Source organism: Stenotrophomonas sp. YJH_SMC_80 (assembly GCF_059372495.1).
The window spans coordinates 117,038-137,530 of sequence record NZ_JCAFVP010000009.1; the positions used below are offsets into that span (position 1 = coordinate 117,038).

Annotated in this window: 21 protein-coding genes; 16 read left to right on the top strand and 5 right to left on the bottom strand. The window is 65.3% G+C overall.

Annotated features, from left to right (window positions below):
- Nucleotides 1–28 precede the first annotated feature (28 nt).
- The 4 genes from AC5P99_RS15230 (at nt 29) to AC5P99_RS15245 (ending at nt 2,853) form a co-directional block, all read left to right on the top strand.
- Nucleotides 29–1,069, top strand: coding sequence for a twin-arginine translocation signal domain-containing protein (locus AC5P99_RS15230; protein WP_149501126.1), 1,041 nt, complete (start codon nt 29–31; stop codon nt 1,067–1,069).
- Nucleotides 1,066–1,947, top strand: coding sequence for a TolB family protein (locus tag AC5P99_RS15235; RefSeq protein ID WP_049450768.1), 882 nt, complete (start codon nt 1,066–1,068; stop codon nt 1,945–1,947). The genes AC5P99_RS15230 and AC5P99_RS15235 overlap by 4 nt, the downstream gene beginning before the upstream one ends.
- 68 nt (nt 1,948–2,015) lie before the next feature.
- The gene (locus tag AC5P99_RS15240; protein WP_164221250.1) at nt 2,016–2,552 is read left to right on the top strand and encodes a GFA family protein; all 537 of its coding nucleotides are present in this window, start codon (nt 2,016–2,018) and stop codon (nt 2,550–2,552) included.
- A complete protein-coding gene (locus tag AC5P99_RS15245; protein ID WP_024957190.1) occupies nt 2,545–2,853 on the top strand; it encodes a DUF6958 family protein in 309 nt (102 codons plus the stop codon). The genes AC5P99_RS15240 and AC5P99_RS15245 overlap by 8 nt, the downstream gene beginning before the upstream one ends.
- Here the strand turns inward: AC5P99_RS15245 and AC5P99_RS15250 are convergent, their stop codons facing one another.
- Complete coding sequence (locus AC5P99_RS15250) at nt 2,854–4,209, bottom strand: sigma-54 dependent transcriptional regulator (RefSeq protein WP_059034510.1); 1,356 nt, start codon at nt 4,207–4,209, stop codon at nt 2,854–2,856.
- A gap of 396 nt (nt 4,210–4,605) precedes the next feature.
- On the opposite strand from AC5P99_RS15250, the gene AC5P99_RS15255 reads away from it, so the two are divergent.
- The 6 genes from AC5P99_RS15255 to AC5P99_RS15280 all read left to right on the top strand — a co-directional run bounded on the left by AC5P99_RS15255 (nt 4,606) and on the right by AC5P99_RS15280 (nt 10,015).
- Nucleotides 4,606–5,136, top strand: a complete 531-nt coding sequence (locus tag AC5P99_RS15255) for a FapA family amyloid fibril periplasmic chaperone (RefSeq protein WP_005413539.1) — start codon at nt 4,606–4,608, stop codon at nt 5,134–5,136.
- Entirely contained in the window at nt 5,133–5,750 is a 618-nt protein-coding gene (locus AC5P99_RS15260) for a FapB/FapC family functional amyloid domain-containing protein (protein WP_049450774.1), read from the top strand. Before AC5P99_RS15255 ends, AC5P99_RS15260 begins: the two co-directional genes overlap by 4 nt.
- A 43-nt stretch (nt 5,751–5,793) precedes the next feature.
- Nucleotides 5,794–7,110, top strand: a complete 1,317-nt coding sequence (locus AC5P99_RS15265) for a FapB/FapC family functional amyloid domain-containing protein (RefSeq protein WP_024957186.1) — start codon at nt 5,794–5,796, stop codon at nt 7,108–7,110.
- Nucleotides 7,111–7,209: 99 nt separating this feature from the next.
- Complete coding sequence (locus AC5P99_RS15270; RefSeq protein WP_012480358.1) at nt 7,210–7,914, top strand: C39 family peptidase; 705 nt, start codon at nt 7,210–7,212, stop codon at nt 7,912–7,914.
- A 12-nt stretch (nt 7,915–7,926) separates the two neighbouring features.
- Complete coding sequence (locus AC5P99_RS15275; RefSeq protein ID WP_149501129.1) at nt 7,927–8,676, top strand: hypothetical protein; 750 nt, start codon at nt 7,927–7,929, stop codon at nt 8,674–8,676.
- A gap of 46 nt (nt 8,677–8,722) precedes the next feature.
- The gene (locus AC5P99_RS15280) at nt 8,723–10,015 is read left to right on the top strand and encodes a transporter (protein ID WP_108269824.1); all 1,293 of its coding nucleotides are present in this window, start codon (nt 8,723–8,725) and stop codon (nt 10,013–10,015) included.
- Between the two features lie 16 nt (nt 10,016–10,031).
- Here AC5P99_RS15280 and AC5P99_RS15285 read toward each other — a convergent pair whose 3' ends face one another.
- Nucleotides 10,032–11,444 (bottom strand): ComEC/Rec2 family competence protein, encoded by a 1,413-nt coding sequence (locus AC5P99_RS15285; protein WP_123958614.1) that lies wholly within the window; start codon nt 11,442–11,444, stop codon nt 10,032–10,034.
- 222 nt (nt 11,445–11,666) lie between these two features.
- Here AC5P99_RS15285 and AC5P99_RS15290 point away from each other — a divergent pair, with 222 nt between their 5' ends.
- The 4 genes from AC5P99_RS15290 (at nt 11,667) to AC5P99_RS15305 (ending at nt 14,876) form a co-directional block, all read left to right on the top strand.
- Nucleotides 11,667–12,806, top strand: coding sequence for an SPFH domain-containing protein (locus AC5P99_RS15290; RefSeq protein WP_005409782.1), 1,140 nt, complete (start codon nt 11,667–11,669; stop codon nt 12,804–12,806).
- 20 nt (nt 12,807–12,826) lie between these two features.
- Complete coding sequence (locus AC5P99_RS15295; RefSeq protein ID WP_108269823.1) at nt 12,827–14,179, top strand: hypothetical protein; 1,353 nt, start codon at nt 12,827–12,829, stop codon at nt 14,177–14,179.
- Nucleotides 14,176–14,436: a hypothetical protein gene (locus AC5P99_RS15300; protein ID WP_033834266.1), complete on the top strand. Its 261-nt coding sequence runs from the start codon at nt 14,176–14,178 to the stop codon at nt 14,434–14,436. The genes AC5P99_RS15295 and AC5P99_RS15300 overlap by 4 nt, the downstream gene beginning before the upstream one ends.
- A gap of 65 nt (nt 14,437–14,501) precedes the next feature.
- Nucleotides 14,502–14,876, top strand: a complete 375-nt coding sequence (locus AC5P99_RS15305; protein WP_088436530.1) for a hypothetical protein — start codon at nt 14,502–14,504, stop codon at nt 14,874–14,876.
- Nucleotides 14,877–14,975: 99 nt separating this feature from the next.
- Here AC5P99_RS15305 and AC5P99_RS15310 read toward each other — a convergent pair whose 3' ends face one another.
- Both AC5P99_RS15310 and AC5P99_RS15315 read right to left on the bottom strand, forming a co-directional pair.
- The gene (locus AC5P99_RS15310; protein WP_088436531.1) at nt 14,976–15,872 is read right to left on the bottom strand and encodes a tyrosine-protein phosphatase; all 897 of its coding nucleotides are present in this window, start codon (nt 15,870–15,872) and stop codon (nt 14,976–14,978) included.
- Nucleotides 15,873–15,889: 17 nt separating this feature from the next.
- On the bottom strand, nt 15,890–18,178 hold the full coding sequence (locus tag AC5P99_RS15315; protein WP_495213301.1) for a TonB-dependent receptor: 2,289 nt from the start codon (nt 18,176–18,178) through the stop codon (nt 15,890–15,892).
- Between the two features lie 123 nt (nt 18,179–18,301).
- Here AC5P99_RS15315 and AC5P99_RS15320 point away from each other — a divergent pair, with 123 nt between their 5' ends.
- Nucleotides 18,302–18,943 carry a TetR/AcrR family transcriptional regulator gene (locus AC5P99_RS15320; protein ID WP_088436533.1) on the top strand — a complete coding sequence of 214 codons (642 nt, stop codon included), beginning with the start codon at nt 18,302–18,304 and terminating at the stop codon, nt 18,941–18,943.
- Between the two features lie 47 nt (nt 18,944–18,990).
- Here AC5P99_RS15320 and AC5P99_RS15325 read toward each other — a convergent pair whose 3' ends face one another.
- Nucleotides 18,991–19,296, bottom strand: coding sequence for a hypothetical protein (locus AC5P99_RS15325; protein WP_141097924.1), 306 nt, complete (start codon nt 19,294–19,296; stop codon nt 18,991–18,993).
- A 227-nt stretch (nt 19,297–19,523) separates the two neighbouring features.
- On the opposite strand from AC5P99_RS15325, the gene AC5P99_RS15330 reads away from it, so the two are divergent.
- Nucleotides 19,524–20,483 (top strand): cation diffusion facilitator family transporter, encoded by a 960-nt coding sequence (locus AC5P99_RS15330; protein WP_088436535.1) that lies wholly within the window; start codon nt 19,524–19,526, stop codon nt 20,481–20,483.
- Nucleotides 20,484–20,493 lie beyond the last annotated feature (10 nt).

Here is a 20,493-nt window from a genome sequence, read left to right on the forward strand (position 1 = left end):
GAGGCACCTTCGACAGGGGATCACGCACATGGATCGACGGCAGTTCCTGGCCACCCTGGCCGCCACGGCGGCATCTACGGCGCTGCCCCCCGGGTGGGCCCTGCCCAGCCACAGCGAAGACTGGCAATGGTTGCAGGGCAACTGGCAGGTCCGGCACCGACGCCTGAAGGACCGCCTGGTCGGCGATACCCGTTGGGAGTCCTTCACCGGTTCCAGCGCGGTCTGGCTCACCCTGGGCGGACTCGGCACCATCGATGACAACGTCATGGCGCTGCCTTCGGGCCCCTACAGGGGCCTGGGCGTGCGTGCATTCGATCCGGTGTCTTCCACGTGGTCGATCTGGTGGATCGATGGCCGCAACCCTGCCCATATCGAAGCCCCTGTGCGCGGCGCTTTCAAGGGCGATGCCGGCAGCTTCCGCGGCACCGACCGGATCGACGGGCGCCCCATCGAGGTCTGGTTCCGTTGGCACGACATCCACGGCGAGGAGCCGTGGTGGGAACAGGCGTTCTCCGACGATGCCGGTGCGCACTGGGAAGTGAACTGGCGCAACTGGTTCCGCCGCACTGCTGCGGTCCCCTCTCCGCTTCCGAAGCTGCCGGATGCACCGGGCGATTTTGATTTCCTGGTGGGCCATTGGAACGTGCGCCATCGCCGCCTGCGCGCTCGGCTGGCAGGCAGCGATGCATGGGACGCGTTCAACGGCACCCTGCACAACTGGCCGGTCCTGGGGGGATTCGGCAACGTGGGTGACAACCTGATGCACATGCCTGGAGCGCCGCTGCGCGGCATGGGCATCCGCGCCTGGAATGCGGCGGAGCGGCACTGGCTGAGCTGGTGGCTGGATGGCCGGGAGCCAACCCGGATCGGCGCGCCACTGCGCGGAGGTTTCCAGGCCGGTGTCGGCCGCTTCTTCGGCGAAGACCAGCACGACGGTCGAACAATCCAGACACGGGTGATCTGGTCACGCGTCACCCCGCGTTCGGCGCGCTGGGAACAGGCGGCCTCGACCGATGGTGGACGCAGTTGGGAAACCAACTGGGTCAGCGACTTCGAGCGACAAGCATGAAGGCGCTGCTGGCCGTGATGCTGCTGGTTGCTGCGTCGGCTCCCGCGCCTCCATCCAGGGTGCTGCAGATCGTCGGCCCGGCCGAGCGCTTTGCCCCGGGCGTTGCATCCACGCAGTACGACGAGATTCGACTGACCTTGAGCCCGGACGGAAAAACCGCACTGTGGTTCAGCCGCAACCGGCCCGGCGGTCCGGGCGGGTATGACATCTGGGTCTCCCGCAACGATGGGCAGCGCTGGCGGCCGGCGACGCCGGTGCCGTTCAACACGCCGGGGCGCGACTTCGATCCCGCCTTTTCCGCCGATGGCCGCGTGGTGTATTTCTGTTCGGATCGCGCAGGCGGCCAGGGCGGCGACGATCTGTACCGGGTCAGCATGGGGAGCGACGGTCGATTCGGGGAGCCGGTCAATCTTGGCCCATCAGTGAACAGCGCGGCCGATGAATTCGCGCCGATGCTCTCGCCCGACGCAGCCACGCTGCTGTTCTCCAGCGATCGCGCAGGCGGTGCGGGTGGCCATGACCTCTACGTCGCAGCGATGGTCCGTGGCATGGCGCAGCCGGCACGGCCGCTGCCGGGAGACCTCAATACCGCAGCGCAGGAGTTCGATGCCACCTTCCTGGGCGACGGCCGGACGCTGGTGTTTGCCCGCGCCCTGGACTTCGGCAGTGCACCGGTACGCCAGTTCATTGCCTACGCGCGTGGAGACCGTTATGACGCGGGGCTTGCATTGCCCTCCCCCTTGAACGAGGCCTCCGGCGACAGCTACGGCGCGATGCTGGATGGCTCGCAACCCGACACCTTGACCTATTCGGCGCGGCGCGCGGACGGCGCAGGGTTGGATCTGTACCGCATCCGCTATCGGATGATGCGCCCTTGAAGGCAGATGTTGTAGATTTTCGGCGCCCCGGTTCGTCGAGAGGATGACTACCCCAGGAGAAAACGCAGATGGCCTCACACCAGTCCCTTGCCTGCGCCTGCGGCCAGGTGCGCCTGACCGCCACGGGCCAACCCATCGCCACCGTCGAATGCTGCTGCGACAGCTGCCGCAAGGCCGGCGCCATGCTGCAGTCGATGCCCCGAGCACCGGACGTACTGGGCCCGCACGGCCAGACGCTCTTCCTAATGCACCGCAAGGATCGCGTCAGCATCGATGCCGGACATTCCATGCTGCGCGTGTTGCGGTTGTCCAGCAGGGGCGGCAGCCGCCGCGTCGTGGCGGGCTGCTGCAATACACCGCTGTTCCTGGAGTTCAGCGGTGGCCATTGGCTGAGCCTGTATGGCCTGTTGTGGCCGGCGTCGGCAAGACCCGCCGTGGAGATGCGGACCATGGTCCGTGATCTTCCTGACCCGTCTGTCCTTCCAGACGATGTGCCGAACCTGAAGACCCACTCGCTGCGGTTCTACGCCCGCCTGATGAAGGCGTGGATCGCCATGGGCTTCCGCAGCCCGCGCATCGAAGTCGCGGGAGATACCCATGTCTGAGCCCGAGCGGATCGAGATCGAGAGCATCACCACGCCCGGGCACATCCAGCGCGTGGATCGGGCCAAGTATCTCGCCATGCGCCACGCCTTGCTGTGGGTCCTGCCTGCGCAACCGCCCGGCCTGACCGTTGCGCAGGCAAAACAGGCACTGCTGCCACATCTGCCCGCCACCCTGTTCCCGGCAGGTGCCACCGCTGGCTGGTGGTTGAAGGCCGTGCAGCTGGACCTGGAAGCCAAGGGCGTGATCGAGCGTGTCGCGGGCAAGCCGTTGCGCCTGTTCAAGCACCTCGCGGCCGGCTGATCAGCGCTGCGCAGGCAGCTCCAGCCGGTGCTTGCGGCACAGGCGATACACCGTCACCCGCGATATCTGCATCTGCCGCGCACACTCGGATACGTTGTAGCCGGTCTGGCGCAGGGTCTGCAGCAGCACATCGCGCTCGGCCTGCCCCCGTGCATCGTGCAGCATCGCCGCCGGCAGGACCGCCGCCGATGCGCCCAGCTCCAGGTCACGCTCACTGATCAGCTCGCCTTCGGCCATGATCGCTGCACGCTGCACACGGTTGAGAAGTTCGCGCACGTTTCCGGGCCAGTCGAAGCGCCGCATGGCCTGTACTGCGGCCGGTGCGAAGCCGCGTGCACGCACGCTGTGGCGCAACCGGAAGCAGCGCAGGAAGTGCTCGGCCAGCAGCTGCACGTCGGCGCCGCGCTCGCGCAGCGGTGGCATCAACAGGCGCAGCACATTCAGGCGGTAGTAGAGATCGCTGCGGAACCGCCCCTGCGCTACCGCGTGTTCCAGTTCGACGTGGGTCGCGGCAAGCACACGCACGTCTGCGCGCAGCGGCTGGCTGCTGCCCACGCGCTCGAAGGTTCCCTCCTGCAACACACGCAGCAGACTGGTCTGTGCCTCTGCCGGCAGATCGCCCACCTCATCAAGAAACACCGTTCCGCCATGGGCCGATTCGAAAACGCCGATCTGCCGCTTGTCGGCACCGGTGAACGAGCCACGCTCGTGGCCGAACAGCTCCGACTGCACCAGGTTGGCCGGAATCGCACCGCAGTTCACTGCAATGAAAGGCTTGCCGGCACGCCCCGACAGCGCATGCAGCGCGTGTGCGGCCAGTTCCTTGCCGGTACCGGTTTCACCTGTGACCAGCACCGGCAGCTCCACCGGCGCAAACTTGTGCAGCACCGTGCGCACCGCATGCAACGCGGCACTTTCGCCAATCAGCGCGTGCGGTCCGTGCCCACCGCAGGTTGCGTCGACAGGCGGATCATCCGCGTCGAACTGCTGGCGCATTGCGCACACCAGGTCCTGCAGGCCGAACGGCAGCGTGAAGCGCGCGCAGCATCGCTGCAGCAACGGCAGCCAAGCCGGTGATGTGGGTCCGGCACCCGGTGGCAGTACCGCGAGCCAGGGTAGATGCTGGTGCTGCTCGATCCACGGCGCAAGCAGCTGCAGCGCGACCGCATCGAGATGGCGCAGATCGAGCACGGCGAGCAAACGATCGCGCCCGCGCAGGCCAATCGCCATGGCGGGATCGGGATGGATGCTGCGCACATACCAGCCCGCTGCCGCCAGCGCACTGCGCTCGTTTGCCAGCGGCTCGCCAAACCAGAGCACGCAACGTGACGTAGAAGCCTCCGGGACCGCTGCCATGCTTCCCCCAGCATCCGGACACCGTCGGCGGACTGTCAGGCAATCACCGGCGTGCCGCCCCCCGCCGGGACCTCTACGGCCACCGGGGTGGCCTTTGTTGGGCGGATCCTAGCGCTTCCCTAAACGGCGGCGCAATGAGCAGTGCGTCAAGAAATTCGAGGCTGAAGCGGCACCGTTGCAGACGGCGACGCCACCTGTAACACCGATGCGACAGTCGCCCGCCGCCCTTGCCCTGCGGTGCCTGGGGCTTCGAAACCCCAACAATTCCGCGACGTGCGTGTAACAGCATGGCAGCAGCCCGGTCAGGTGCTGCACGGTCACCCTGTTGGCGCGTGGGCACTTCGAAGTTGGCACGGTTGATGCGTGGTTCCGCCGCACCCATCGCGGGAGATCGGCATGGACGGCACCACCCTGATTCGCGGCTTGGCCGCAGCGCTGGCAATAGCTCTGCTGTCGGTTGGCGCCGACGCGTCCGCGTCGGGCGCCCGCCAGGGCGTGAAGGCACAACCGGGCGAAATCGTCTTGTTGCGGGACGTCTCCGCGCGGCCGGCCTATCGCATGGCACCACCGGGCATGGCGCTGATAGCCGACCCGAAGCCGCAGCGCGAGATCGCCGCCGCATTGGGGGGCGGCGGCACGACGACCGGCATGGACGAGTTGAGCGATGAGGACTATGCCGGCATGGGCGCCGGCCAGGCCGCGTCCATCGCGGCGCCGGGCGGAACCACCGTTGAACGGGTCACTCAGCAGGCCTTGGGCGGCACGCTGGGCCGCAGTGGCGACGGCATGGTCGGCAGCAGCCTGGGGGGCGCCATGAGTGGGCCGCTCGGTGCGGTCGGCAGCAGCACCCGCGGTATCGCCGATACCGTGCGCGGCGCACTGGCCCAGTTCCCGCTGCAGGGCACGGCCCCGGCAGGTGGAAAATGAAGCCTCTGCACGGCGTACTTCTGCTGCTCGCTGCTGCACCCTGGGCGACGCGGGCCGATGACTACAGCGGCATGCTCGCATATCTCGACGTGGCCCGGATCGACGGCCGCGCGCTGGCCGGGGCGAATGGCGCCATCGCCGTGAACCAGGCCGCCGGCGACCTCAATGTGCAGGCCAACCTGCGGGGTATCGCCAAGGGCGATCGCGCCGACGTAGCGATCAATACGCGGCAACTGCAGCAGGGCAGCCGCGTGCTGTCCGGGTCGCTGCAGGCCACTGCATTCATTGGCGGTGACGCACTGGCCGGTGCCAGTGGCATCGCATCCATCAACCAGGCCAGCGGCATCGCCAACACGACGCTCAACGTCGTCAGGGCGACGCTGGCCCGACAGGGCATACGCGAAACCGACGATACGGCCTTGGCCGCCGAGGGTTCCGCGTTGGCAGGGGGGCGGGACGACACCGGTCGCGGCGTCGCGACGGGCACCCGCAGCGCCGGTGTAGCCAGCACCGCGCTGCGGGGATTCGACGGGGTCCTGCAACTCAATCAGATCGCGGGCAACGGCAACGATACGGCCAACGTGCTGGGCCTGGTCGTGCAGGACCGCCCGTGACAACCACCCAACCGATGCACCACCTGATGAGAGAGAGGGCACCATGAAAGCGACCGTCAAACAGACCATGCTCGCCATGGCGATTGCCACTGCCTCGACCGCCGCTGCGGCCAATGGCTGGGACAACCAGAACGCCAACGCGAACATCAACCACAACCACACCGTCAGCGAAACCCGCAACGATACGCACAACCACACCGACAACGACGTGCGCAACCGCACCGTCAACGTCAATGTGCAGAAGCACAGCAACATCCAGGCCGACGAACGCAAGGAGAAGAACAACCACGGCGTCGACGTGAACCTGGAGAAGGACCTGCGGCTGAGCACCGACATCAATTTCTCCGGCGATCCGAACATCACCGGCGACATCGACCTCGACTCGGCGGCCATTGCCGTGATCGACAACCGCCAGTCGATCAGCAACAACGCCACCAGCAACAGCCTGGTCACCAACAGTGCGTCCATCGGTGACAGCGTGGGTGCCGGCGCATCGGGCAATCTCGGCTTCAACGTGGTCTCCGGCGACAACAATGCCCAGGACAATGCCGCGTCGTTGTCCGCTGCCGATGCGTCCTTCAGCTTCGGCATGGCTGACGCCGAGGTGTTCGTCAACCAGGCCGGCTTCGGCAACGCGACCATGAACTCCGGCGTCACCAACGCCGCAGGTCTTGGTGGCAACGCTTTCGGCGGCGCGTCCGGCAACATCGGCGTGAACATCGCCTCGGGCAACAACAACGAGCAGAAGAACGCGCTCGCGGCCTCGGTCGCGACCACCGCGGTGGCCCAGTCGAGCATCAGCTCCAACCAGGTCTCCACCGGCAACACGGTCAGCAACGCCGGCTTCGTGCAGTCCTACACCGATACCGTGCAGGTCGGCATGCGTGGCGGCGTCAGTGGCCTGACCCTGGCCTATGGCGCGGGCACCTACCGCGGTACCGGCAACGCCTACCAGATGGCCAACTACTACCTGGATACGTGGAGTGGCGAGCTGCCACACCCGGGTGGCAACAGCACCGGCCACATCGACCTGGACAACCAGATCCAGAACGCCACGATGAACCCCAACCGGCCGGGGGTGGGCGGCCTGGGCTTCGATACGCGTGAGAGTGGCACCAGCCAGTTCGTCGAACTGGGCGTGGCCGACCTGTATGCCAGCCTCAGCGGCACGGTCAGCACCACGCGCTGGGTGAACGTCAACGCCACCAACACCTCGGCATTGTCCGGCAGCGCCTTCTCCGGCGCCTCCGGCAACATCGGCGTGAACGTGGCTGCAGGCACCGGCAACCTGCAGGCCAACAGCCTGGCCCTGGCAGTCGCCCAGCCCAGCACCGGCGGCGGCGGTGGCAACGGCGAGTAAGCGCACCACCCCGGCCGTCCGCCAATGGCCGGGTTCCCGGGAGCCCCTGTCCCTCCTCCCCCTTGGGGCAGGGGCTCCCCCCTGCTGCCGGAGACTGTGATGATCCGTTGCCGTCTTTCGATGTGCCTGCTGGCCTGCCTGTTGCTGCTGGCCACTGTTCCTGCGTGGGCGGGCGACGTGCGCTTCAGTGGCGTACTGCCCAATGGAGCGCTGCTGCAGCAGAAGGTGGAGAGCATGCAGGAGCGGCGCTACCGCAACGTGGTACGCCAGCACACCGACTACAGCTGCGGGGCTGCGGCGCTGGCGACCATCCTGCGCCACGCCTACCACCTGCAGACCGACGAGGCGACGGTGATTGAAGGGATGATGGGGGTGTCCGATCCAGCGCTGGTAGCCGAACGCGGCTTCTCCCTGCTCGACATCAAGCGCTACGTGGAGTCGCTGGGCATGCGTGGCCGGGGTTACCGCATCGACGAAACACGACTGCGCACCCTTCGCGTGCCGGGACTGGTGCTGATGGACGTGCGTGGTTTCCGCCATTTCGTCGTGCTCAAGCAGGTGCGCAACGGCATCGTGGAAGTGGCTGACCCGATCCTCGGCAACCGCAGCCTGGCGCTGCCGGAGTTCCTGGCCGCCTGGCCATCGCGCGCGGTCTTCGTGGTGATCGGCAGCGACTTCGATCGCAACACCGCTCTTCTGCAACCCAGCGAACGGCCCAGTGCCCGCGCGCTCTTCGCGCGGCAAGGGCCGATCACCGATGCCGAACTGGTCGACTTCGGCTTCAGCCACGCCGACCTGTTCTGAGGAGGTACGACCATGTTCCGCCGACACGTATGGATGGCTCTGCTGCTGATGGCCCCTGTCCTGCCCCTGCAGGCCGCCGACGGCAGGACCGGGCGTGGCCTCACGGAAATCCCCGATCCGGAGCTGAGCCTGATGCGGGGGCGCTACACCGTGGGCGGTAACAACGTCGCCTGGTTCGGGGTCACCATGGTGTCGCAGTGGCAGGCCAGCAACGGCACGACCCTGCAGGGCAGCCTGACCCTGGGCATGGACTTCCGTGGCGGTGGCGCGCCGAAACTCAGCTTCCAGCCCAGCGTGCATGTCACGGCAGCCGATGCGCCGCTGCCCGATACCCACGGACGCAGGATCGACAGCAGCGGCCTGGCCAACGCCAGCGGTCTGGTGCAGAGCGTGCAGGTGGCCGGCGATGGCAATCTCGCGCGCAACGTCACCACGCTGACGGTTCGCGAGGGTGGCGTGCCGGCAGCTCTTTCTGATGGCGCAGGTAATGTCAGCGCGCAGCAGGGCGGCGCCAGCGCGACGGCGGTGCTGGAAGGCAACCAGGCACGCCTGCTGCTGCAGGTGGACGGCCAGGGATTGGTACAGCAGTGGATCCGCAATGGCAGCGTCGGCCAGGGCATCGCCCTCGCCGGTGACGGCCAGATCGCCAGCAACCAGTTGCGGCTGGAGCTGGTGCGCAACGCCGTGGGCGGCAATCTGCCGTTGAGCCAGAACGTGGCCCAGGCGATTGCGTTGAACCGCGGCATGGGGCCGGGCCAGTAGCAGGGCCTGGCATTGGGGGAAACGCTCCACAACGCAGGACACGGACATGCACACCCTGATGAGGATCACCCCGTTGGCGCTGGCGGCGCTGGCGGGCACCGCCCTTGCCGCACCGACGACGCCGGACGATGGCGCTGACGTGCAGGCCCTGGCCAACCAGCTGGAACAGCTGAAGGCCAACTACGCACAGGAAGTGCGGCGGTTGCGCGAACTGGACATGCAGGTGCAGGCCATGCAGGCGCGCCTGGGCGGGCGGGTTGGCCCAGCCTCGACCCCACCGGCCGCGCCATTGTCGCAGGCAGCGGCCGCCGCGGCTCCACCGAGCAGCGAGGGTTACGCCAGTACCGCCGCAGAAGCACAACAGGCCAGGCAGGAGTCGCGCCGCAGCGTGGACGATGTGAAGCAGCAGCAATCGGCCCTGTTCTCGCGCCGCTTCACCATCGAGAACAGCCTCACCTACGCACGCTACGACCGCAAGCAGCTCACCCTCAACGGCTTCCTCGCGTTGGACGCCATCTTCCTCGGCAATATCGCCATCGAGAACGTGGAGTCCGACTCGCTGACCTACAACGTGGCGGCCCGCTGGGGCGTCAGCCCGAACCTGACGCTCAACCTGGATGTGCCCTACCTGGCGCGGCGCACCGTGTACCAGAAAGGCGGCGCCGGCGGTGCAGCAGCCGCCATCGCGCAGGAGCAGACCAACGGCAACGGCCTGGGCGACATTGGCCTGAGCGCGAACTACCGGCTGTTCGGCGAACGCGGCTGGCGCCCGGAGACCGTGCTCACGGCCGGCGTCACCGCCCCCACCGGGCGCGCACCCTACGGCCTGGACTGGAAGGTGATCGAGCGCGATGACGATGACTACATCCGCTTCGCCGTGCCGCGCGAGCAGCCCACCGGCAACGGCGTATGGCAGGCCAACCTCGGCCTGTCGATGGTGAAGACCGCCGACCCGGCCATCCTGTTCGCCAATATCGGCTATGTGCACTCCATCCCGCGCGGATTCAACGACATCGACAGCAATCCGGACACGGTCAATCCGGGCGACGTGAAGCTGGGTGGCTCGGTGTACTTCGGCGCAGGCGTGGCCTTTGCGTTCAACGAGCGGACCAGCCTGAGCCTGTCCTTCAGTGACCGCATCAGCGCCCGCGCCTCCACCCGCTTCCAGGGCGGCAAGTGGATGAAGGTGATCGGCAGTGATGCCAATGCGGCATCCCTGAACCTGGGCGTGACATATGCGTTGAACCAGCACACCACGCTGGTGACGCTGCTGGGCATCGGGCTGACCCCGGATGCACCGGACTTCACGCTGGCGTTCAAGATTCCGTACATGTTGTAAGGGCGCACTTGAAGTGTCACGGACCTGTGGGCAGGCATATCTGCGCATGTTCCACGTGGGTACAGCCACATCGAGGTGGAGCTGCGAGCAAAGGTATGTACTTATGCCCGTGCTGCTTCTGGCATCTGCTGCAATAGGAGCGCCAATTGGTCTGTGTCACGATCCAGCCAGCCAATTGAGCTTCTGACGATGATTGGGAGGATGGATTGCCGGGATACGCACCATTGAATGTTGAAAATACCATTCGACCTGGGCCGACCCCTGCTGGCGTGCTGTTCGCAGTAACCTCACCGCCGTGGTGAGGAGCTACCATTCCGGTGAGATCCTGCTTGGCAGATGACGGAATGGATGGATAGTCAGCGTCACCGGTCAGCAGAACGCGCGCATGATCGGATTCCACTCTTAGCGCCAGGGAAGTGTTGTTCTTCAGATATGCAGGCGTGTTGGGCGTATTCGGGCCCGGATTGCATCGATGGATCACCACAGAGCCAACACTGATATCCGGCCAATTACTGTTCCAGATGTGAAGCGCGCTCGCCCCTCCAGCCAGTTTCCTGCTTTTGAGAGACAAAAGAAGGTGGAGGTGACTTGCACCCAGGGCCACCGTCGATGGCGGCAAGCGGACAACCCATGGCCTTTCCCGAGCCGTACGACGGTATACAGGATTCACTATCCAGGCACCCTTGCTCTTGTCCCAGCGAGCCACACCAGACTTGAATGCGAAGTGCCAATGATCCTGATCCAAATGAGACAGGACCACTGGCTCGTTGGATTTCCACGACTTGCTGAAGACCAGAGGATTGAAGTTATCCAATGCTGGAGAGCTGAAGCCTTTTATGTATATGGGCCGGCCAAAATCAAAGAACAGACGAGGATGTTCGTATTGATCCACAAGGGCATTGAAGTTGGCCTGCCCGACGTCGTAGACCGCAACGCCATGCAGCGACACATCGACGCTACGAAGCGCTGCCTCGACCTGCGACGTCTCGGCAGCCTCACTCAGAAAGGAGCGCAGGTTATTGCTCGAGGTCGCCGCGCGTCCTGTCTCGTCCTTCTGCACGGACATGTAGAGTCTTTCAGGCCTACTTCCCTCACCAGAGCCATCACCAATTGGAAGTGTCCGCACAGAGATGGCGCCGGCGAAGTTGCGGTTGGAAAGAGTGATTAGGCACCAAGCGTCTTCGCCACGCGCATACTCTTCATCGCTCAGCTCGTAGTCTTCAACCTCACGCGCGTCGACGCTCAGCAGAAGAAAGTCGACGTTATCCGGCGCCTCGTCCATCGTGGCAAATGACTCGGCCGATGCGACGGGAATCGCATCAATCAGAACCGGAGCGTCAAGGTTCCAGCGCCCATTTTCCAGAATGTCAGTCGGCTCGAAGAGTGCGTAGTACTGTGCACTGCGTTCCTCGGATTTGTAGCGCGGCATGCTCTGCACCCTCCTTGGCCAGGCCCGACACAGCGTCGGCTGGGACGTCATTGCCCCTCCTCCGATTAGGCCCGGAGTCGGCGGCGGAATCAACGTCCGGACTATTACCGGGGCCCCGTGGCGCCCATTCACCTGCCGGCACCACAGCCGCCCCCGGCCACTGCTATATTCAGCCAAGCTCGGCAGGCATGGTGCCTGCCCTCGAATCACAGGGAGTTGGACATGGGTCTGGTACAGGCGGTGAAGGGTGCGGTTGGCGGTGTGCTGGCCGACCAGTGGAAGGACTTCTACACCGTGCCGGCGGGCCTGCCGTCCACGGCCGCCCTGTTCGCGGCGGTGCCGCAGGGCACCAATGCCGGCCGCGGCTCCAACACCAGCGGCTCGTCCAACATCATCACCAACGGCTCGAAAATCATCGTGCCCGAAGGTTACGGCCTGCTGCTGTTCCAGGACGGCGCGATCACCGCATTCGTCGCCGAACCGGGTGGCTACGAATGGCGTTCGGACGACCTGAACTCGCAGTCGATCTTCGCCGGCGACGGCCTGGTCAGCACCTTCATCAAGCAGAGCTGGGAACGCTTCAAGTTCGGCGGCCAGCCGGGCGCGCAGCAGGCGGCCTACTTCGTCTCGCTGAAGGAACTGCCGGACAACCGCTTCGGCACCCAGTCGGAAATCTACTGGGACGACGGTTTCCTCAATACCCAGGTCGGTGCGATCACCCGCGGCTCGTACACGCTGAAGATCGTCGACCCGATCCTGTTCGTGAAGAACTTCGTACCGGCCAGCTACCTGCGGCCGGGCCAGGTGTTCGACTTCACCGATCTGGACAACGCCGCTGCCAGCCAGCTGTTCAATGAAGTGGTCGGTTCGCTGGCCCCGGCCTTCAGCCTGTATACTAACGATCCGGGCAAGGGCAACCGCATCACTAAGCTGCAGCAGGACTCGCTGGGCTTCGCGCAGAGCCTGTCGGCCGCCGTCGAGCAGGGTTACCAGTGGAAGTCCGACCGCGGCCTGGCCATCGTCAAGACCGCCATCGTCTCGATCGAGTACGACGCCAACACCCGCGAACTGCTGAAGACCGTGCAGCGCGCCGATGCGCTGTCCGGTTCGCGCGGCAATTCCAACCTGCAGGCCAGCGTCGCCCAGGGCATCCAGTCGGCCGGCGAGAACGGCGGTGCGGCGGGCCTGGTCGGTGTCGGCATGGCCTCGGGCATGTTCGGTGTCGGCGGCATGCAGCAGCCGGCCACCCCGGCTGCCGACGATCCGGTCGCCAAGCTGAAGAAGGCCAAGGAAATGCTGGACCTGGGCTTGATCACCCAGAGCGATTACGACGCGCTCAAGGCCAAGGCACTGGGCCTGTAACAGCAGGACGCACAACCGACATGTCCGATCCCCGAAACGGCCCACCGCCGCTGCCCGGATCCGCGCCCGCGACGCCGCCGCCCTTGCCGGCGGCGTCGTTGGATGGGCCCGGTTCGCCGCAGGACGTCCCTCCCCTGCCCGGCAGCTTCCCGCTGGACACCTCGAAGCTGCCGCAGGCCATCCGCGATGAAGTGGAAGCGCCCGATCCCGTGGCCATCGATACCTCGGCCAACGAGCTGAAGGACGGCCTCAACCGCTGCCCGAAGTGCGGCGCCACCGACATCCGGCCCAAGGCCGGCACCGACATCCTCGTCTGCCTGTACTGCCGTCACGAATGGCATGGCGCGCGGGTCGAGGAGGAATTCGGGCTGGGCGAAGCCATCGACCAGCTGCGCGGCACCGTCATCGCGTCCGGCGCACGCGACATCGATGCCGACACCTCGGCGTTGATGACGTTCAAGTGCACCGGCTGCGGCGCCGAAGTCACGGTCAATACCGAAAGCACGATGACGGCGCGCTGCCACTGGTGCCGCCACGTATTCGGCGTCAACGAACAGATCAGCAATGGCGCGGTGCCTGATGCAGTGCTGCCCTTCCATATCAAGAAGGACGACGCGGTCGCGCGCATCCGCCAGTTCGTCGACAAACGCCGCATGTTCGCGCTGAAGGCCTTCAAGGACCAGTTCACCCCGGAAAACGTGGTGGGCGTGTTCCTGCCCTACATGATCGTCGACAGCAATGTCAGCGCGGCCGTGGCCGGCAAGGGCGAGATCAAGACGCGCGAGTACACGGTGGGCAGCGAGAAGAACAAGCGCACCCTGTACGATGCCGATGTCTACCAGGTGGAGCGCCAGGTGGATTTCACCGTTGATGACCTGCCGCTGGAATCCTCGGCCGAGCGCGGCAATCTGGACACCCGCGCCAACACCAACAACATCATCAACACCATCCTGCCGTTCGATACCAAGAACGCGGTGAAGTGGAACGCGTCCTATCTGGCCGGCTTTACTTCGGAGAAGCGCAACCTGGATGTGGAAAAGCTGCGGCCGCGGCTGGAAGACCAGCTGCTGTCGATTGCCCGCGCGCAGGTGGAAGGTTCGGTGAAGCGCTACAACCGTGGCGTGCGCTGGGAGCAGGAACAGCTGGAGGTGCATGGCACCCGCTGGGTGTCGATGTACCTGCCGGTGTGGTTGTACTCGTACCACCAGCCCGGAAAGAACGGCGGCATGCTGCACTACATCGCGGTGAACGGCCGTACCGGCGAAACCATGGGCAGCGTGCCCGTGCAGCAATGGAAGATGCTGCTGGCGGCACTGGCCACCGGCACCGTCATTGAAGCCCTCGCAATTGCCTTCCTAGTGGCATCGACATGAGCGACGACAGTGGCCTCTGGCTGTTGGCGGCAGGTCCAGCCGGCGCAACCGCGCTGTACTGGGCGCTGTACCGCTATTACCGCAACACCGACAAATCACATTCCTTCGAGCACGAGACCGAAATCGAGGCGCAGCCCGTGACCGGTTCGGACCAGCAGGTGGGCCGGGTCACCGGCACCGAGGAAAAGCGCATCCGCGGTGACAACGTGTACGAGTACCGGAAACGGGTGGTGAGGGTGAAGCCGGACGGGGATTGAAAAACCTCGGACAGCGGTTCCGCGCTGCGCTACGCTGTTGCACAACCCAACAAGGAAGCAGGTTCATGCAGCGCATTAGGAGAGTAGTTGCGGGACTTCTGGTCGCCATGGCGGCAGCCTCCACGACGGGCCCCGCCCATGCCCAGAAGGTGTGCAACGTCATCGGAAAAGTCGCGGGCCTGATTCCGTCGCAGGGCGTCGCCGGCTTCGGCATGACAGTGCCGCTGACCGGCTGCTCCTGCGATCACGCCATGATCTGGATTGATACCGCTACAGAAGGTGGAAAAGCCATGTACGCGGCGGTTCTTGCAGCAAAATTGAATGGCAGCCTGGTGCAGGCGACCTTCCAGGATGGCCAGGGAGCCAGCTCGCCGGGAAATGCCTCGATCGCGTTCCGCTATTTGGCCACCTGCAAACTGGCAGCGTTCGAAATGATGTAGCTGGTGTGGGCCTCGGTCCACGACCGGTCGAGACCGATGTGGAACCCGTGGACCCACCTGCGGATCGCTGCGTGGGCGCCCTCCTGGCCACGGCCCGCCTCAGCCGGCCTGCCCCAGCCGCACCTTCAGCTGCTGGATCTCCTGTTCGCTGACCCCGATCGACTTCAGGTAGCCCTCCGCACCACCGTACTGGTTGTGCAGCGCTGCCAGGAACTGCTCCATGTTGTCCGGCGCGGTACCGGCCATGCCCGCCATCTTGCGACCGATCTCCGGGTTCTGCTTGACCAGCGCCATGATCTGCGCGTTCATCGCGCTGTCCTTCGGCTGCCCTTCCAGATAATGCGCGGAGATCGCGTAGTTGTGCACGATCTCGGCCTTGGGCACGCCGGCCAGGTCCAGCAGCAGCCCGGCGATGATGCCGGTGCGGTCCTTGCCGGCCGTGCAATGGAACAGAACCGCACCGTCCTGCTGCGCGGCAATGCGCTGGAACACCTGCTTGAACTGCGGCTGGCTGTGGCCCAGCCACTGCACGTAGGCTTCGCCCAGCGAATCGGGGAAGCTGGTCATCATCTTCTGCAGGTCCATCTTCTCGGTACCCATCAGCGAGATGCGCTGATAGTCGAAGCGGTCGTCCCTGGCCAGCAGGTCCGGCGACTGTGCTTCCTCATCGGCGGTGCGCAGATCGATGTCCAGCTTCACGCCAGCGGCAGCCAAAGCGTCACGGTCGGCTTCGGTCAGGCGCCCAAGATCAGCGGTACGCACGAACGCATCGGCTGGAATCGGGCCGTGGCGACCTTGCAGGCGGGCGAACGTACGCACGTTCCACGCGCCCTGCAGCGGAATCACACGCTGCGCATCGGCAGCGACCGGCTTCACGTTGGCAGCGGCGGGCGCCTTCGCGGCGACGGCCTGCGGCGCATCAGCGGCAACAGCCGTCGCGGCCAGCGGCAGGCTCAGCATCAGGGCCAGGGCGAGTTCGGTATGGCGGGTCTTCATGGGGTTCTCCGTTCGAATCAGAAGTTGACGGCCACATCCAGGCCGAAGGTGCGCGGGTCGTTGAAGATGCCGCTCTGGCCCAGCGCCGCGCTGTTGATCTTGTAGAACAGGTGCTGCTCATCCAGCAGGTTGCGTGCCCACAGCGAGAACGACATCGTGGTGCCGGTGCCGTTGACCGGCACATCCACCAATGCCACCCGTGCATTCACCACGAACGAGCTGTCGGTGAGTATCTGGTCGTACTCGCTGGTGTAGTAGCCGTCGGACCAGTTGCCGTCCACATGGAACTTCAGTGCAGAGAAGTTGGCGAACGGCACCAGATAGTCGGCCGACAGGCTGCCCGCGTTCTTCGGTGCCAGCAGCGGCTGCACGGTCACCTGCACGCCAGCGCCGAACGGGTCGGTTGCTGTCTGCGCATCGATCTTCGTGTAGGCGTAGTTGAGGCCGAGGGTGAGGTTGTCCACCGGCATCACGTTGAATTCCAGCTCCGCACCCCGGGACTTGCCATCGCTCAGTGCGTTGGTGGTGACCATGGTGGTGCGTGTTTCACCGCTGTTCGGATTGAACGGCAGCGAGAAGTCCATCTGCTTGTGCGCGATGGTCGAATCGAACACGGCCAGGTTCAGGCGTGCACGGTTGTCCCAGAACTGCGATTTGAAGCCCAGCTCATAGGCCGTCACTTCCTCCGGACCGAAGGCTGCGTAATTGGTCGAACGTGAGTTGGCGCCACCCGCCTTGAAGCCGGTGCTGTACTTGGCATAGACCATGGCGTGTTCGCCAAGGTCGTAGGCAATGTTGACCATCGGGTCGAAGCGGCTCCAGCGGTCCTTGAACGCAAGATTGGTGGCGGCACCGTTGACGATGTACAGGTTGCCCTTCTTGTCATCACGTGTGTAGCGACCGCCGGCGGTCAGGTGCAGGCGCTGCAGTGCTTCCGGTGTCCACGTGGCCTGGCCGAACACGCCCAGGCTGTCGGTCCACGCCTTGCTGGCACGGTCGATACGCACCCGGGAAAGATCCAGCGGATTGGTCGCGGGGTTCACCGTGTAGCTGTTGCCACCCGGCCCCCACACCAGCATGTTCGGGGTCTGTGCATTGTCGCCAGCGGTCTCGTGGTAGTAGAACGCACCGCCAAGGAACTGCACCTGCGAGGTGTTACCGATCAGCTGGAATTCCTGGCTGTACTGGTGCTGGTAGACCTGGGCCAGGCTGTAGCGGCCGAACGGCGTGCCGGCGCCACCATAGGCCGAGATCGCATCGACCAGGCCCATGTCGAACTGGCCCTGGGTCAGCTCGCGGTAGGAACTGATCGACTTCAGCTCAAGGTTGTCATTCAATGCCCACGACAGGTTCAACAGATGGCCGCTGGTGCGGCCGATATTGTCTTCCTGCGGCCCGCCCAGGATGGCGCTGTCGCGGCGGTCCTGGCTGGCACCTGCCTTCTGCAGCGGACTGAGGTAGGCGCCCGGTACCAGGACCTGGGTGTGATACGGCGTGGTGGCATCGTAGGAGCGGTCGAAGGCGTACAGCAGCGAGAAGTCATCGCTCGGCTGCCACAGCGCGCTCAGGCGTGCGCCGCGCTTGTCGTAGCTGTTGAAGTCACGCTCGCCGCGCATCGGGTTGTCGGTGGTGCCGTCTCGCTTGGCCTGCACGGCGTCGATCTTGAAGCTGACATCGCCCACCTTGGGCAGGTCCAGGTGCAGCGCACTGTTGTACCCACTGAAGTTGGATACCCCGGCGCTGACGCTGCCGCCAAACTCGCCGGTCGGCGCCTTGGTCACGATGCTCACCGCGCCGCCTTCGGTATTGCGGCCGAACAGCGTGCCCTGCGGGCCCTTCAGCACTTCGATGCGCTCCACGTCGTAGAGCATGCTGCCCAGACCCTGCGCGCGGCCCATGAACACGCCATCGACGTAGATGCCTACGCCGGCATCACGCGCCGGCTGGTTGGCGTCGCCGGAGGCGCCGATGCCACGGATGCCGATATTCAGTGCGGAACTGCGGGTGGCGAACGGTGTGACCCGCAGCGATGGGATGGAGCCATCGGACAGGGCGCCGAGCGAGATCGCGCTACGATCCTTCAGCGCTTCGGCATCGACCACCGACACCGAGATCGGCGTCTCCTGCAGGTTGGTGGCGCGCTTCTGGGCAGTCACCATTACCTGGTCGAGGGCGACCACGGTACGTGCGGCATCGGCGGACGCGCCGGCGTCGGCGCTGGGGCTGTCTTCGGCATGGGCCAGCGTCGGCAGAGCGGCGGCGATGGCGAGGGTGAGCAGCAGGCGGTGCAGCATAGCGTGGCGCATCGGACTCATTCGCGGAAGGAGGAGGCCGGCGCAGTCTGGGAGGCGGGAATTACAAATGAATGACCGTTCATTCACACCTTTTGTGACGTACTATCCCGCCTCTGGACGCCCTGACCTCACGCAATGACGCCGAAAACCGCCGTAACCACCGCCGAAGATCCTGCTGCCGCCCATGCCGAGGCACAGCGACGGCGCATTCTGGACGCCGCCCAGAAGTGCTTCATCACTCGTGGATTCCACGCCGGGTCCATCGGCGATATCGCCGCCGAGGCCGAGATCAGCCAAGGCTTGATGTACCGCTATTTCGCCAACAAGCGCGCCCTGATCCTGGCGCTGATCGAGCGCCAGCTGCGTCACGACCAGGCCTCGATCAGCGCGATGCCGGCTGGCTCCGACCTGGTCGATGGGCTACTGGAGTGCTACCAGCAATGGGCGCGCGGTGAAGTGCTGCCGATTCACGGCAATGCGATTGCAAGCGTTGCGCTGTACGCGGAAATCAATGCCGAAGCCCATCGCGATCCGGAGCTGGCCGGTGTGCTGCGTACCCATGACAAGCAGACCAGCGCCGCCATCCAGGCCTGGCTGCGCCAGCGCGATGCCAGCCTTGGCCGGGTTCTGGACGAAGAGCAGATTGCCCGCCGCACCCTGCTGCTGCGCTTGCTGGTGGAGGGCCTGGCCATGCGTGCGGTGCGCGATCCCGACCTGCCACCGGAACGGGTACGCGCCCTGCTGGCCGATGCAATTGGGCGCGTGATGGCGGATTGAGCGGTAGTGCCGGCCGCTGGCCGGCACCCCGGGCCGAAACGACTGTATCAGATGAAGAAGCGGGCCGGCAGAACCTTCTGTGCGGCCTTCACGCTTGCCTTGAAGTACCAGGACGCCAGCGCAAGGAACCCCATGACGATCAGCAGCCCGTATCCCGGGCGCCCCCAGCTTGCGATCGGTGCTGCACCTGCCACTGCAACAAACGGGCGACCCGCAATGTACAGCAGGGTGCTGGAGATCGATGCGACGGTAGCGCAGAGCGCCAGACTGATAATGGCGTACCAGACGGGCACCTCTCCACCGTTCGAGCGGGGAGTAGGGTCAGGCATCGGCGAGGAAAGTTTGCGATTCATCGAAGTCTCTTCAGGTCATGGAAAAATAGTCGACGTCGCTTCGAACAGGATCGGCAACGACGACTGACCCAAGCGTAGGGCCTGGCGTCCGCATTCCCGTCGTCTAACCGGCTTGATCGCAGCGGCAGTTGGGCCCCTGCCCGGCCCCGGCACATCGGACACCTGCACATCCCGGGGACATGCCCGTCCGGAAGATCAGGCATCCACCTGCCCTCCCCCTTGCCTTGATGTCTGCCCCCACCGGTTCCCGTCTGGTCATCTACGCCGCCCTCGCGGGCAATCTGGCCATCGCCATCGCCAAGTTCATTGCTGCCGGCATCTCCGGCAGCTCGGCCATGCTCAGTGAGGGCGTGCATTCGCTGGTCGACACATTGAATGAACTACTGCTCTTGTACGGCCTGCGCCGCGCCGGCAAGGCGCCAGACCCCGTGCATCCGTTCGGCTACGGCCGCGAGCTGTACTTCTGGAGCTTCATCGTCGCCCTGCTGGTGTTCGCCGCCGGCGCCGGTGTTTCGGCCTACGAGGGCATCCAGCACATCCGCCGGCCGGAGCCGGCCACCAACCACGCGTTGAGCTACAGCGTGCTGGGCATCTCCATCCTGTTCGAGGGGGCTTCATGGTGGGTCGCGCTACGGGAGTTCCGGCGTACCAAGGGCAAACTGGGCTACTTCGAAGCCTTCCGTCGCAGCAAGGACCCGTCCACCTTCACCGTGCTGCTGGAAGATAGCGCGGCCCTGCTGGGCCTGGGTTTCGCACTGATCGGGCTCGTGGCCGCCCAGGCCCTGGACATGCCGGTGCTTGATGGTGTGGCGTCGCTGTGCATCGCCGGCGTGCTTGCCGCCACCGCCTTTCTTCTCGCACGCGAAACCAAGGGACTGCTGGTGGGTGAGCCGGCCCACCCGGCCGTGGCCGAGCGGATCATGGCCGTGGCGGAAACCGATCCGGACCTGCGCCGCGCAAATGGCGTGACCACCATGCAGATGGGCCCTGAACAGGTCGTGGCCATGCTCAGCGCCGAGTTCGAGGATGACCGGAAGACACCGCAGATCGAGGCGTGCATCACCCGCATTGAATCAGCCGTGAAGCGCGAGTATCCGGAACTGGTGGCACTGTTCATCAAGCCGCAGACACCCGAGGTCTATGCCTCCCGCCGCGCGGCACTGGCCGTTCCGCCTGCGCAGGAATGACAATGACACT